Annotated in this window: 9 protein-coding genes; 5 read left to right on the top strand and 4 right to left on the bottom strand. The window is 72.0% G+C overall.

Annotation, left to right across the window (positions count from 1 at the left end):
* Nucleotides 1-18: 18 nt before the first annotated feature.
* The 3 genes from HKK74_RS00655 to aceB form a co-directional block, all read right to left on the bottom strand.
* Nucleotides 19-1218 carry an FAD-binding oxidoreductase gene (locus HKK74_RS00655; protein ID WP_187240936.1) on the bottom strand — a complete coding sequence of 400 codons (1200 nt, stop codon included), beginning with the start codon at nt 1216-1218 and terminating at the stop codon, nt 19-21.
* A 46-nt stretch (nt 1219-1264) separates the two neighbouring features.
* Nucleotides 1265-2716: an FAD-linked oxidase C-terminal domain-containing protein gene (locus tag HKK74_RS00650; protein WP_376771500.1), complete on the bottom strand. Its 1452-nt coding sequence runs from the start codon at nt 2714-2716 to the stop codon at nt 1265-1267.
* Nucleotides 2717-2912: 196 nt separating this feature from the next.
* Nucleotides 2913-4517, bottom strand: a complete 1605-nt coding sequence (gene aceB / locus HKK74_RS00645; RefSeq protein ID WP_187240935.1) for a malate synthase A — start codon at nt 4515-4517, stop codon at nt 2913-2915.
* Nucleotides 4518-4759: 242 nt separating this feature from the next.
* Here aceB and hflX point away from each other — a divergent pair, with 242 nt between their 5' ends.
* The 5 genes from hflX (at nt 4760) to HKK74_RS00620 (ending at nt 12281) form a co-directional block, all read left to right on the top strand.
* Nucleotides 4760-6169, top strand: coding sequence for a GTPase HflX (gene hflX / locus HKK74_RS00640; protein WP_187240934.1), 1410 nt, complete (start codon nt 4760-4762; stop codon nt 6167-6169).
* A 463-nt stretch (nt 6170-6632) separates the two neighbouring features.
* Nucleotides 6633-7838: an imidazolonepropionase gene (gene hutI, locus HKK74_RS00635; RefSeq protein ID WP_187240933.1), complete on the top strand. Its 1206-nt coding sequence runs from the start codon at nt 6633-6635 to the stop codon at nt 7836-7838.
* Between the two features lie 203 nt (nt 7839-8041).
* Nucleotides 8042-8887, top strand: coding sequence for a DegV family protein (locus tag HKK74_RS00630; protein ID WP_187240932.1), 846 nt, complete (start codon nt 8042-8044; stop codon nt 8885-8887).
* A 140-nt stretch (nt 8888-9027) separates the two neighbouring features.
* Nucleotides 9028-9948: a ComEA family DNA-binding protein gene (locus HKK74_RS00625; protein ID WP_187240931.1), complete on the top strand. Its 921-nt coding sequence runs from the start codon at nt 9028-9030 to the stop codon at nt 9946-9948.
* Nucleotides 9945-12281: a ComEC/Rec2 family competence protein gene (locus HKK74_RS00620; RefSeq protein ID WP_187240930.1), complete on the top strand. Its 2337-nt coding sequence runs from the start codon at nt 9945-9947 to the stop codon at nt 12279-12281. Before HKK74_RS00625 ends, HKK74_RS00620 begins: the two co-directional genes overlap by 4 nt.
* A 72-nt stretch (nt 12282-12353) precedes the next feature.
* On the opposite strand, the gene HKK74_RS00615 is transcribed toward HKK74_RS00620, so the two are convergent.
* Nucleotides 12354-13043: a hypothetical protein gene (locus tag HKK74_RS00615; RefSeq protein ID WP_187240929.1), complete on the bottom strand. Its 690-nt coding sequence runs from the start codon at nt 13041-13043 to the stop codon at nt 12354-12356.
* Nucleotides 13044-13184: the final 141 nt, after the last annotated feature.

Genomic DNA, 13184 nt, shown 5'->3' with positions numbered 1-13184 from the left:
TTCGGGCGGGGGAGGGCGTCAACAGATGCCTCCGGCGAAACGGCCAGGGGACAGACGGTGTTCGGGATCGAACTGGTCCTTCACCCGGCGCATGAGGCCGAGTGCGGGGACCGGCCCCCACATGTCGAGCCCTTCGCGAAGCTCGGGGGGAGCGGTGAGGACGACGGCGTGCCCAAGGTCGCGGGCGGCTTCGAGGACCTCGGCGACTCGCCGGGCGCCGGCGTCCGCCGGCAGGGCGATCTGCCAGGCGCCGCTGCCCGCCGATCCCCGTGCCTCCGCGCCGGCGGCGATGTCGAGGACGCGGGGCAGATCGGTGGGCTTGACCCGGAGCTCGATGAGGATCTCTCCGGCGAGGCCCCGGCCCCACCACGAGGGGACGGCCTCGCCGACCTCGGCGCCCGGCCCGAGCAGGGCGGCCGCCGCGTCGGCGCGGGCGGTGACGCCCGAGGGGGACCCCTCCACGAGCACCCCGACCGTGACCGGGCCGTCCGCGGGCGCGTCCACCTCGATTGCGCTGGGCACGATCGCCGAGTGCAGCACGCCGCGTACGACCTCGCCGGCGGCGGTCGCACCGGCCGTACGGGCGGTGACGAACGCCCGCCCCCGCGGCAGCGGATGCAGCCGGAAGGCCGCCTCCACGATCAGGCCGAGCGTGCCGTACGAGCCGGTGACGAGCTTGCCCAGGTCGTATCCCGCGACGTTCTTGACGACCTTGCCGCCCGCCCTGGCGACGGCTCCGTCGGCCCGGATGACGGTGACGCCGATCAGCAGGTCGCGCGGGGTGCCGTAGCGCAGGCGCAGCGGCCCGGCGGCCGCGGTGGCGAGCGTGCCGCCGACCGTCGAACCCTCGAGGGGGAGGTCGAGCGCGAGCCGCTGGCCGCTCGCCTCGAGCGTCTCGCTCAGCCGGTGCAGGGGCAGGCCGGCCTCGACCTTGACGACGAGGTCACCGGCGGCGTGCTCGATGACGCGGTCCAGGCCGCGCGTGTCGACGAGCAGGTCGCACCGCCGGGGCGGTGCCCCCCAGTCCATTCGGGTGCCGGCTCCGCGCGCGACCACGGCGAGGCCGTGCTCGGCGGCGACCCGCATGAGCTCGCTCGCCTCCTCCACGGTCGCCGGTGCCGCGACGTGTTCGGGCGCGACGCCCTGTACGGCGTCGTCGGCGTCACCGGGCCGTACGTCGGCGCACACCTCACCGAGCGCCTTCGAGGACGTGGTCATCCCCACCTCTTCCTGCCGGATCTCGCTGCGAGCCGTGAACGGGCCATCAGAACTGCTCCGCCTGGCCGGAGGCGACGAGCGGATGGACGCCCTTACGCACGCCGGGCACCTCCCCGCACAGCCGCGGGGTCGGGAAGATCTTGCCGGGGTTGCAGAGCCCTGCGGGATCGAAGGCGCACCGCACCATCTGCATGGTGTCGAGATCGGTGTCGGTGAACATCCGGGGCATGTAGCGGGACTTGTCGACCCCGACGCCGTGCTCGCCGGTGATGGAACCGCCGTGTTCGATGCACAGGTCGAGGATCTGCCCGGAGACCTCCTCGGCCCGCTCGCCCGCCCCGGGTTCGCCGTCGTCGAAGAGCACCAGGGGGTGCAGGTTCCCGTCGCCGGCGTGGAAGACGTTGGCCACCCGTACGCCGCTGCCACGGGAGAGCTCGTCGATCCGCGCCAGCACCTGCGCGAGCGCGGTGCGGGGGATCACGCCGTCCTGCACGATGTAGGCCGGGCTGATCCGGCCGACCGCGGCGAAGGCCGACTTGCGGCCGGTCCAGATGAGGGCTCGCGCTGTGTCGTCGGCGGCGATCCGGATCTCGAACGACCCGGCCTCGCGGCACAGCCGCTCAACCTCGGCGAACTGCTCCTCGACCTCGGCGGCGGGGCCGTCGAGCTCCACGATGAGCACCGCGCCGGCACCCGGCGGGTAACCGCACTGCACCGCGGCCTCGGCCGCCTCGATGGACAGGGCGTCCATCATCTCGATCGCCGCGGGCACCACCCCGGCGCCGATGATGGCCGACACGGCCGCGCCGCCCGCCTCCATCGACTCGAAGGCGGCGAGGAGCGTCTGCACCGTCTCGGGCAGCCGGGTCAGCCGTACCGTGATCTTGGTGGTGATGCCCAGCGTGCCCTCGGCGCCGATGAAGGTGCCGAGCAGGTCGTATCCCGGCCAGTCGTGGAGGGTCACGATCTCGCCTTCGGGGGTGACGATCTCGCAGGCGAGCACGTGGTGCGCGGTGAAGCCGTACTTCAGGCAGTGGGCCCCACCCGAGTTCTCGGCCACGTTCCCGCCGATGGAGCAGATCTGCTGGCTCGACGGATCGGGCGCGTAGTAGTAGCCGTGCGGGCGCACCGCCCTGCTGACGTCGAGGTTGATCACTCCTGGTTCGACGACGGCCCGCTCGTTGTCGATGTCGATCTCGAGGATCCGGCGCATCCGGGAGGTCACGATGAGCACCCCGTCGGTGCGGGGGAGGGCGCCACCGGACAGCCCGGTGCCCGAGCCTCTCGCGACGTAGGGCACTCCGGCGGCCACGCACTCCCGTACGATCGCGGCGACCTGCTCGGCGTCGTCCGGCAGCACCACGATGCCCGGCGTCGCCCGATGGTAGGTCAGCCCGTCGCAATCGTAGGTACGGAGCCGCACGGGGTCGGTGATGACCCCGTCCGCCCCGAGCAGCTCGGTGAACCGTGCCGCCATCGCCGCAACGTCCATCGCCATCACTCCTTCAGCACACGCCTTGTGCCGCGATCACGCAATGGTCACGTACCTGGAAAGTCGCCGATTCCGTACAAGATGGCATAACTGCGGCAGAGGCGGCAGGACCACGCCGGCCCGGGCGCGGCCGCGTCGGACGACGTGGTCCTGCGATGGCCGCCTCCGCTCGCCGGGTCGGCCTGATCGGGAATCTGCGGCGCTACGGCATGCGCTCGTAGGCCGGGACGGTCAGGAACTCGGCGTAGTCGTCGGCCAGCGCGACCTCCTTGAACAGCGACACGGCCTGGGCGAACCGCTGCTCGTCGAACCGATCGCCCAGGGACTCGCGGATCTTGCCGAGCTCCTCGTCGATGATCTGCTCGACCAGTTTCTCGGTGACGCGCGTGCCGTCGGCCAGGGTGACGTCGTTGTGGATCCACTGCCAGATCTGCGAGCGTGAGATCTCCGCCGTGGCGGCGTCCTCCATGAGGTTGTGGATCCCGACCGCGCCGTTGCCGCCCAGCCACGAGGCGATGTACTGCAGCCCCACGTCGACGTTGTTGCGCAGCCCGGTCTCGGTGATCTCGCCCGGCGTCTGGTCGACGGCGAGCAGGTCGGCGGCCGAGACCTTGACCTCCTCGCGCAGCCGGTCGCGCTGATTCGGCCTGTCGCCGAGCACGCCGTCGAAGATCTCGCGGCAGATCGGCACCAGGTCGGGGTGGGCGACCCACGACCCGTCGAAGCCGTCACCGGACTCGCGGGCCTTGTCGCCGCGCACCTTCTCGAAGGCGACCCGGTTGACCTCCTCGTCGCGGCGCGACGGAATGAACGCGGCCATGCCGCCGATCGCGTGCGCCCCGCGCTTGTGGCACGTGCGGACGAGCAGCTCCGTGTAGGCGCGCATGAACGGGGCGGTCATGGTGATCGCGTTGCGCTCCGGCAGCAGGAAGTCCGCTCCGCGCGAGCGGAACTTCTTGATCACCGAGAAGAGGTAGTCCCAGCGGCCGGCGTTGAGCCCCGCGGAGTGATCGCGCAGTTCGTACAGGATCTCGTCCATCTCGAACGCCGCCGGGATGGTCTCGATGAGCACCGTCGCGCGGATGGTGCCGCGGGGGATCTCCAGCGCGTCCTGGGCCAGGTTGAAGACGTCGTTCCACAGCCGCGCCTCGAGATGGCTCTCGATCTTCGGCAGGTAGTAGTACGGACCCTTGCCCTTGTCCAGCTGGCGGCGGGCGCAGTGGAAGAGGTAGAGGCCGAAGTCGAACAGCGAGCCCGACATGCGCTCGCCGTCGACGAGGACGTGCTTCTCGTCCAGGTGCCAGCCGCGCGGGCGCACCACGATCGTGGCCAGCTCGTCGTCGGGCTTCAGCGCGTAGCCCTTGCCCTCCGGAGAGGTGAAGTCGATCGTGCGGTCGAGGGCGTCGCGCAGGCTGAGCTGCCCCTCGACCATGTTCTCCCAGAGCGGGGTGTTGGCGTCCTCGAAGTCGGCCAGCCACACCTTCGCGCCCGAGTTCAGCGCGTTGATGGTCATCTTGCGGTCGGTCGGCCCGGTGATCTCGACCCGCCGGTCCTCCAGTCCCGGCGCGGGTTCCGCGACCCTCCAGGCGGTGTCATTGCGGACGTCCGCCGTCTCGGAAAGGAAGTCGAGGGTGCCACCGGCGGTGAGCCGGCTCTCCCGCACGCCGCGCTGGGCCAGGAGTTCCTTGCGGCGAGCGCCGAACTCGCGCTGCAGGGAGGCGAGGAAACTCAGCGCCCCGGGAGTGAGGACCTCGTCGTAACGATCGTGGAGGGGGCCGGTTACCTCCACGCCTTCGGCTCCGGCCATCTGCCTTCCCTTTCGTCTGGTGAAAAAAAACTTCTGTTGAGCGGAACATTAGTCCGGCATGCGGAGGAGGGTCAAAGGGGTCACCGCGGTCTCACGCGCCGGCTGCGTTCTGCCCGGTCATACCCACGGTGGGCGTCGTGCGGGGTTGCCCCGGGCACAAAAGCAGGTGAACGCGCAGGCCACGCGTGAGACGATCGAAGGGAAGACCTCGCCGCGCCGCGGCGTTCCACCTCTGAGGACATATGACTGCTGCTTTCTCCGAAGACCACGAAGACCAGCCCATCAACGGTGACCTGGATCTCGCCGAGCGACAGGCGCTTCGCCGGGTCGCCGGGCTGTCTACAGAGCTGCACGACGTCACCGAGGTCGAATACCGGGCGCTGCGGCTTGAGCGCGTCGTGCTCATCGGCGTGTGGACCGAGGGAACCGTCCGCCAGGCCGAGAACTCGCTGCGCGAGCTCGCGCTCCTGGCCGAGACGGCCGGGTCGCAGGTGCTCGAGGGCCTGATGCAGCGCCGTTCGACGCCCGATCCCGCGACGTACGTCGGTTCGGGCAAGGCGGCCGAGCTGAGCGACATCGTGATCGCGACCGGCGCCGACACCGTCATCTGCGACGGAGAGCTCACGCCCGGCCAGCTGCGCCAGCTGGAAGAGATCGTCAAGGTCAAGGTCATCGACCGCACCGCGCTGATCCTCGACATCTTCGCCCAGCATGCCCGCAGCCGAGAGGGCAAGGCGCAGGTCGAGCTCGCCCAGCTCAGCTACCTGCTGCCCCGTCTGCGCGGCTGGGGTGGCAACCTGTCCCGGCAGGTGGGCGGACGCGCCGCGGGCGGTGTGGGCATCGGCGGCCGAGGCCCCGGTGAGACCAAGATCGAGCTGGACCGGCGGCGGATCCGCACCCGGATGGCCAAGCTGCGCAGGCAGCTCGCCGGGATGACCACGGCGCGCGACACCAAGCGGGCCGAGCGGCGCCGGCGCAAGGTGCCCTCGGTGGCGATCGCCGGCTACACCAACGCGGGCAAGTCCTCGTTGCTCAACCGGCTGACCGGCGCGGGAGTACTCGTCGAGGACGCGCTGTTCGCCACCCTCGATCCGACCGTACGGCGGGCGATCACGCCGAGCGGCCGGGGCTTCACGCTGACCGACACGGTCGGCTTCGTACGGCACCTGCCGCACCAGCTCGTCGAGGCGTTCAGATCCACCCTCGAGGAGGTCTCGGACGCCGATCTCATCCTGCACGTCGTCGACGGTTCCGAGGCCGACCCCGAGGCACAGATCGACGCCGTCCGGGAGGTGCTCCGCGAGATCGGCGCCGACACGGTGCCCGAGCTCGTGGTCATCAACAAGGCGGACGCCGCCGACCCGCTCGCCGTCGCCGGCCTGCGGCGCAGGGAACCGCGCAGCGTCGTGGTCTCGGCGCGCACCGGCGCCGGGGTCGAGGAGCTCCTCACGGTCATCGAGCAGGACCTGCCCGGCCTCGAGCACACGGTTCAGGTGCTGGTGCCCTACGATCGCGGCGACGTGGTCGCCCGCGTGCACGAGCAGGGTGAGGTGGTCACCCAGGAGCACACCGCCGAGGGGACGGCCATGCACGCCCGGGTGCCGGTGAGCCTGGTGGCGGAGCTCGAGGAGTACATCACGACGACCGCCTGACGCGGCCATTTCCGGAATGCTGAGTGGCCCGTCACCGAATGTCTGAATCAGTGGGAATAGCAGGTCGCCAAACGGTTACACCTTGCGAATTCTCCTTGACGCGCCCATGTAACTCCGTACGGTCTGATGTCCTAGAGCAGGGTGATGGCGGCGGTGGCCAGGGACTGGGTTTTCTCTATGGGTTTGCCAGCTTTGAGATTTTTGTCCGGTTGCTTTGGAGGAACTTTCCCCGGTGAGGCGGCGTTTGGTGACAAGAGGTTGTACGTCGGGCCTCTCGTGCACTACCGTGACGAAACCGATATCTCCGGGCTCGTTGCTCCCGGTGGTCAGTCGACCACCAACAACCCCCCGACGGTTCGCCGGCACCCAGTCGGCGATTTCGATCGAGAGCAGGTGACCCTCTGCATGACGTCCGGAATCCCGCTCCTTGCGCCGAGTGTCCCGATCGGCCGGTGACGCGACCATGACCGTACGGCTGTTGACGAACATCGGCAGGCTCTGGACGGGCACCGATGTCTGCAGCAACGCCGCGATCCTCATCCACGACGACCGCATCGTCTGGGCCGGGCCGGCATCCGATCTGCCGCAGAGCGTTCCCGGGGTCATCGACGACATCGTCGATGTGGATCATGTGGAGAACCTCGGCGGTGGCCTGGTCACCCCGGGCCTGATCGACGCGCACTCCCATCCCGTCTACGCGGGCAACCGCTGGGCCGAGCTGGCCATGCGCACGAGCGGATCGTCGCACTCGGAGATCACGGCGGCCGGCGGTGGCGTCAACTCCACCGTCACGGTCACCCGCGGGACCGACCCGTGGACACTGTGCAACAACGTCAGGGAACGCCTGCGCCAGTGGATCGTCGGCGGCACGACGACGGTCGAGGCCAAGACCGGCTATCACCTCACCCGCGACGGCGAACTCGCCGACATCCGGCTGCTGCGCTCCCTCGAGAGCGAGCCCGCGATGCCGCGGATCCACGCGACCTTCCTCGCCGCGCATGTGCTGCCGCCCGAGTTCTTCGGCCGCCGCCGCGACTACGTCGAGGCCGTCCGGCTTTGGGCCGGCGACGCCGCGGCCGCCGGCGCCGACAGCATGGACGTCTACTGCGACGAGGGCCATTTCACCGCCGACGAGGCCCGGGCGCTGCTGCTGACCGGCAAGCAGGCCGGGCTCAAGGCGCGCATCCATGCCTGCGCCCAGGACCGGGTGGGCGCCGCGCAGGTGGCCGCCGAGGTCGGCTGCTGCTCCGCCGACCTGCTCACCGAGGCCAGCGAAGAGGACATCAAGGCCCTCGCGCACGCCGGGGTCACTGCGACCGTCTGCCCGGGCAGCGCCCTCCGTACCCGGCGCACCCCGCCCGTCCGCGCCATGCTCGACCGCGGTGTGACCCTCGCCCTCGGCACCGACCACAACCCCGGCCAGTGCGGCATCACCTCGATGCCGCTCGTCGTCGGGCTGTCGGTCGCGATGTTCGGCCTGAGCGTCACCGAGGCCCTCCGCGCCGCCACGCTCGGCGGGGCGGCGGCGCTGCGGGTCGGTGACCGCGGCGCGCTCGCGCCCGGGATGCTCGCTGACATCGTGCTCTGGGACGCCGACCACGAGGGTGCCTTCGCGTGGTCCTTCGGCCTGCGCGCGCTGCGTGTCTGGCGCGGCGGCGTTGCGATCTGACCGGCGGCCCGAGCGCGTGGGGCCGCTCGCGCGGCACCGAAGCGGTCTCATGAGTGCCGGTTGATCGTCATGGGTTCGAGCGAGCGTCATCCGCAGCGGGAGCGATCGCGGGCCACGAGCGCCGGGTCGCGATCGTCATCGGAATCGGCATCGTCACGGACGGACCCGAGCGCGCGGCATCGCCACAGGAGTGATCTCCGGCCATGAGTGCCGCGGTCGCGATCGTCACGGACTCGACCGCCTATCTGCCGGCGGAGGTCGCCGACCGGCACGGCGTGACCGTGGTGCCCTTGCAGATCTCCATCGGGGGGTCGGTCTCCGAGGAGGGCGTGGACATCACGGCCGCAGAGGCCGCCAGGGCGCTGCGGGAATGGCATCCGGTCACGACCTCCCGGCCATCGCCCGTGCGCTTCGCCGACGCCTACGAGGCCGCGGCGCGGGCGGGCGCGACCGGAGTGGTGTCCGTGCACCTGTCGGCGGCCATGTCGGGGACGGTCGAGGCGGCCCGGCTCGCGGCCCGCGACGCCCCCGTGGCGGTCGAGGTCGTCGACACCGGCACGATCGGCATGGGCGTGGGCTTCGCGGCGCTGTCGGCCGCGGTGGCGGCCCGGCTGGGCGCCTCGATCGAGGACGTCGCCGCCGCCGCGAGGCACCGGGCGCAGCGGTCACGCTCGCTGATCTACGTGGACACCCTCGAGCACTTGCGCCGTGGCGGCCGGATCGGCGCCGCCGCCACGCTGCTCGGCTCGGCGCTGATGGTGAAGCCCCTGCTGGGCATCGCCGGCGGCCGGATCGAGCCGCTGGAGAAGGTACGGACACCGTCGCGGGCGTTGGCCCGGCTGGCGGACCTCGCCGCGGAGTTCGCAGGCGACCGCGAAGTCGACCTCGCCGTCCACCACCTGGCCGCGCAGGGCCGCGCGGACGCGCTCGCGGCACGGCTGCGGGAGCGCATCCCGAGGTATGGCGAGCTGCATGTCGGCCAGGTCGGCCCGGTGATCGGAGCGCACGCGGGCCCCGGAATGGTCGGCGTGGTCGTCGCCCCTCGCTGAAGAGTGAAGTGGATCAAGGATCGGGGCACCCCAGGGTGCCCCGATCCTTGATCAAGACGCGGCTGGCCGGTGCTCAGGGTTATCCACATTTCGCTGAGCCTCTTCCTGCGGCTTCACGTGCCTGCCTAGCGTCGGGCGGCATGAGACCTCTCCATGCGCGAGGCGGCTCGCGAACACGTGGTGGCGGGGCCGCGGCGGAACGGCTGCGCTCGCTGCTCGGCCGGGTCCCACCGGACGGGTCGCACCCGCCCGCCTCCTTCGGCGCGCTTCCGCCGGGAACCGACGACGCGGCGACGCCTTCGCCATCTCACCAGGCTCCGCCCGCGGCGTCCTTACGGTCGTCACCGCGGGCGCCCGGCGAGCCCCCGACGGCGGTGCCGGACACGGCCGGGTCCGAGGGCGAGGCGGACCGGCCGCTGATCGGCCGGTTCGATCCGGGGCTGCCGGGGGCGCGGGCGCTCGCGGTGGTCGGGCTGGTCGCCGCCCTCGTGGCGGGAGGCTTCCTGTGGAGTTCGCGCCCGGCCCCGCGTGCGGCTCCCGAGCCCGCCGCCTCCCTGGCCGTCTCGTCCGGATCGCCCGCGGTGCCCGGGCCGCAGGGTTCCCCGGCGGCGGGCGTCTCCGGGGCGGGCGCGACCGTCGTCGTCCATGTGGCCGGAAAGGTACGCCGACCGGGCGTCGTCACGCTTCCCTCCGGGGCGCGCGTCAGCGACGCCATCAGGGCCGCCGGGGGGCTGCGGCCGGGTGCCGGCACCGGGTCGCTCAACCTGGCCCGCCGGCTGGTCGACGGTGAGCAGATCCCGGTCGGGGTCCCGGCCGCGGCCGCACCGGCCGCGGTTCCGTCGCCCGGCGCGGCCGGGGGAGCCCCCGGTGCTCCGCTGGACCTGAACACCGCCACCGCCGAGCAGTTCCAGCAGCTACCCGGCGTGGGACCCGTGCTCGCCGAGCGGATCGTGGCCTACCGCACTCAGCACGGCGGGTTCCGCGGTGTCGACCAGTTGCGCGAGGTGACCGGCATCGGCGAACGGCGGTTCGCCGAGCTCAAGGGTCACGTACGGGTATGAGCGCCGCCCGCCCGGCAGCGGGCCGGGGGACGGCGCACGATCTGAGGCTCGTGCCACCGGCGTTGGCGGTGTGGCTCGTGTCGTTCGCGCTGATCGTCACCGGCCCCACCGTCTCCTACGGTGTCGCCGCCGGCTGCGGTGCACTCGCCGCGGGGGCGTTGTTGTGGCCGGGACACGCGTGGCCGGGGCCGCACCGGCGGGCCGTCGCGGTGGCCGTGCTCGCCTGTGCCGCGGCGGGAGCCGCCGGGGTGGGGCTCCGGCTCACCGCGGTCGGCTCGGGGCCCGTACGGGCGCTGGCGAACGCGGACGCCCGCGCATCGATGGAGGTGGTGATCACCGCGGATCCGCAGTCGCGTCCTGTGCGCGGCCGTGAGTTGCTCACGGTGCGGGCCCGCGCCGAGACCGTCTGGACGGGCCCGCACCGGCCGGTCGACGTGCGGGTTCCCGTCCTGTTGATCGTCCGCGGGCCGGTGGCGGCGGCCTGGCGGGATCTTGTGCCGAGCCAGCGGGTCCGGCTCGAGGCCAGGCTGGCCCGGCCGGATCGGGCCGAGCTGCTCGCCGCCATCGCTCTCGTACGCGGGCCGCCGAGCGTGATCGATCGCCCCTCCACGGCACAGCGGGCGGCGGCCACCGTACGCGCGAAACTGCGCGAGGCGAGCGACGACCTGCCCGCCACGCAGCGGGCGGTCCTTCCCGGAATGGTCGTCGGAGACACATCGCGGCTCGATCCGGACCTCGCCGAGGACTTCGAGGACGCCGGCCTCACCCACATCATGGTCGTCAGCGGCGCCAACCTCGCCTTGATCATCAGTGGTGTGCTCGCCCTCGCCGGTCTGGTGCGGCTCGGCCGCCGGCGCGGGGCGCTGCTCGCCGCCCTGGCGGTGTCGGCCTTCGTCGTCGTCGCCCGGCCCGAGCCCAGCGTGCTGCGCGCCACAGTGATGGGTTTCATCGGGCTGCTGGCCCTGGTGAGCGGGCGGGAGCGGCGCGGCGTGCCGGCCCTGGCCGCCGCCGTCCTCGTCCTCGTGCTGGCCGACCCGGAACTCGCCCGGTCGTACGGCTTCGCGCTGTCGGTCCTGGCCACGGCCGGTCTGCTGGTCCTGGCGCCGCCGTGGCGGGAGCGGCTGAGCGGCCGGATGCCGCGTCCGGTCGCCGAGGTGGTGGCCGTCGCCGCCGCCGCGCAGCTCGCCTGTGCCCCGGTCCTTGTCATGCTGACCGGTGAGCTGAGCCTGGTGGCGATCGGCGCGAACCTGCTCGCCGCCCCGGCCATCGCGCCCGCGACGCTGCTCGGGGCCCTCGCCGCGACCGTCGCGCCGGTCGCGATGCCGGTCGCCAGGCTCTTGGTGCGACCTGCGGGGCTGGCCGTCGGCTGGATCGTGACCGTCGCCCGGCTGGCCGCCGGCGTGCCGTACGGCACCGTGCGGTGGCGGGACGGCGCCCTCGGGGCGGCTTCGTTGATCGCCGTCGCCGCGCTGGCCGCCTTCGTGCTCCGGCATCCTCCGGCGCGGCGGATCGCCGCGGCCGCCTGCGCGGGGCTGCTCGTCGTGGCGGTCGCCGTGCGGATCGTCGCACCAGGCTGGCCGCCCCGCGGCTGGCTGTTCGTGGCGTGCGACGTCGGGCAGGGCGACGCCCTGGTGCTCACCGCAGGCCCGGGCCGCGCGGTGGTCGTCGACGCGGGCCCCGCCTCCGCGGCGGTCGACCGCTGCCTGCGCGATCTTGGTGTACGTGAGGTGCCCCTGCTCGTCCTGACGCATCCCCACGCCGATCACGTCGATGGGGTGCCCGGAGCCATGCGCGGCAGGGCGGGCGGCACCGTGCTGCCGAGCCCGCTCAGCGAGGGGGAGGAGCGAGGTCTGGTCGGCGGTCGCGCCGTCCGCGAGGCGCGGCCCGGGCAGGTGTGGACCATCGGCGCACTGAGCCTGTCGGTGCTCGGTCCGGTCTCGGCCGGGCCGAGGATCTCGACGCACGATCCGGGCACCGAGGTGAACAACGCCAGCGTGGTGCTCGTGGCGAGGGTGGGAGGTCTCGGCGTGCTCCTGACCGGCGACGTCGAGACCGAGGCGCAGCGGACCCTCGCGCCGGGGGTGCCTCCCGTGCACGTGCTCAAAGTGCCTCACCATGGCAGCGCGAGGCAGGCCCGGGAGTTCTTGGCGGCCTCGCGGGCGCGCATCGCGGTGATCTCGGTAGGGGCGGGTAACACGTACGGGCACCCGGCGCCCGCGACGCTGGCGATGCTGCGCGGCCTCGGCATGCACGATTACCGTACGGACCTGCACGGCGACATCGCCGTCCTGAATCACGAGGGCCGCCCCGCCGTAGTCGCCCGCCGGTCCTGAGCCGTAAGCAGACCGCCGGTCCTGAGCCATACGCCAGGCCGCCGGGCAGCCGGCGACCCGGCCCCAGCGGTGCTACCCGATGGACGCCCACCCGATCAGCATCCGGCCCGCCTTCATCATGGCCAGGAACTCCTCCACCGTGAACCGCGCGGGATTCAGGGCGTGCGTGACGACGAAGTACACGCCTTGGAGATCATCCGCTCGTTCCAGCACGTCGAGATGTGCCTCGATCTGGTACTCGTCCACGAAGTCCGCCTGCACCCTGACGGTGATCGAGTCGTGGGAGAGGACCGCCTTCACACCGGGCAACGGTATGTGGCGGCTGAATCGCCCACCGGGTGGCGCCATGCCGGCGGTGAAGAATCGGGTGTCGAATCGTGGATGCCACGTCCGGCGCTCGTCATCACGCTTCAGCGCGATGGCCTCCAGGCTGGGATTGAGCAGGAACATTGGCCACTGCTCGATCTTGTCTCCATATCGAAACGGCATGACGGATGTGAACGCGGTCCACGTGGAGAACGCGTGCCAGTTGAACCAGATCACATCGCGGTTGTTCCACCGGGCCTGTTTGCACGTCGGATGGTGCAACGCCGCGAACGCGAATCGCCCAATGTCGTTGACCAGCAGCGCGGGTGGGACGTCGCCCAGCGGCTTGCCGCAGGTCTGGCAATGATGCGCCCACAGCGACCCCGCCACCTCGGCGAGTTGTTCGCCGAGGTTGTCGCGGGTCGCCTGGTCGATGAGGACCTCTGTGAGCGCCATGGGGTGGTTCGTGCCCGCGCGTGGATCTATGGACGCGAACCTTGCCGCTTGCGGCCGCGGGCTTGACGGCCATGGACGGTCCGTGGCCGGTGCGGCGGGGCCGGGTCGACATCTCTGCCGTCACCGGCCCCGGCCGCCGGC

Origin of the sequence: Actinomadura alba, from assembly GCF_014323705.1 — a bacterium.
Lineage (GTDB): Bacteria > Actinomycetota > Actinomycetes > Streptosporangiales > Streptosporangiaceae > Actinomadura_C > Actinomadura_C alba.
The sequence above is the reverse complement of the archived record's forward strand: the minus strand, read 5'-3'. Positions and strand labels throughout refer to the sequence as shown.

Excerpts from the sequence above, each read along its gene's own strand:
- HKK74_RS00625 (WP_187240931.1), top strand. The coding sequence starts at position 9,028 with ATGAGACCTCTCCATGCGCGAGGCGGCTCGCGAACACGTGGTGGCGGG.
- HKK74_RS00630 (WP_187240932.1), top strand. The coding sequence starts at position 8,042 with ATGAGTGCCGCGGTCGCGATCGTCACGGACTCGACCGCCTATCTGCCG.
- HKK74_RS00615 (WP_187240929.1), bottom strand. The coding sequence starts at position 13,043 with ATGGCGCTCACAGAGGTCCTCATCGACCAGGCGACCCGCGACAACCTC.
- HKK74_RS00620 (WP_187240930.1), top strand. The coding sequence starts at position 9,945 with ATGAGCGCCGCCCGCCCGGCAGCGGGCCGGGGGACGGCGCACGATCTG.
- hutI (WP_187240933.1), top strand. The coding sequence starts at position 6,633 with ATGACCGTACGGCTGTTGACGAACATCGGCAGGCTCTGGACGGGCACC.
- aceB (WP_187240935.1), bottom strand. The coding sequence starts at position 4,517 with ATGGCCGGAGCCGAAGGCGTGGAGGTAACCGGCCCCCTCCACGATCGT.
- HKK74_RS00655 (WP_187240936.1), bottom strand. The coding sequence starts at position 1,218 with ATGACCACGTCCTCGAAGGCGCTCGGTGAGGTGTGCGCCGACGTACGG.
- hflX (WP_187240934.1), top strand. The coding sequence starts at position 4,760 with ATGACTGCTGCTTTCTCCGAAGACCACGAAGACCAGCCCATCAACGGT.
- HKK74_RS00650 (WP_376771500.1), bottom strand. The coding sequence starts at position 2,716 with ATGGCGATGGACGTTGCGGCGATGGCGGCACGGTTCACCGAGCTGCTC.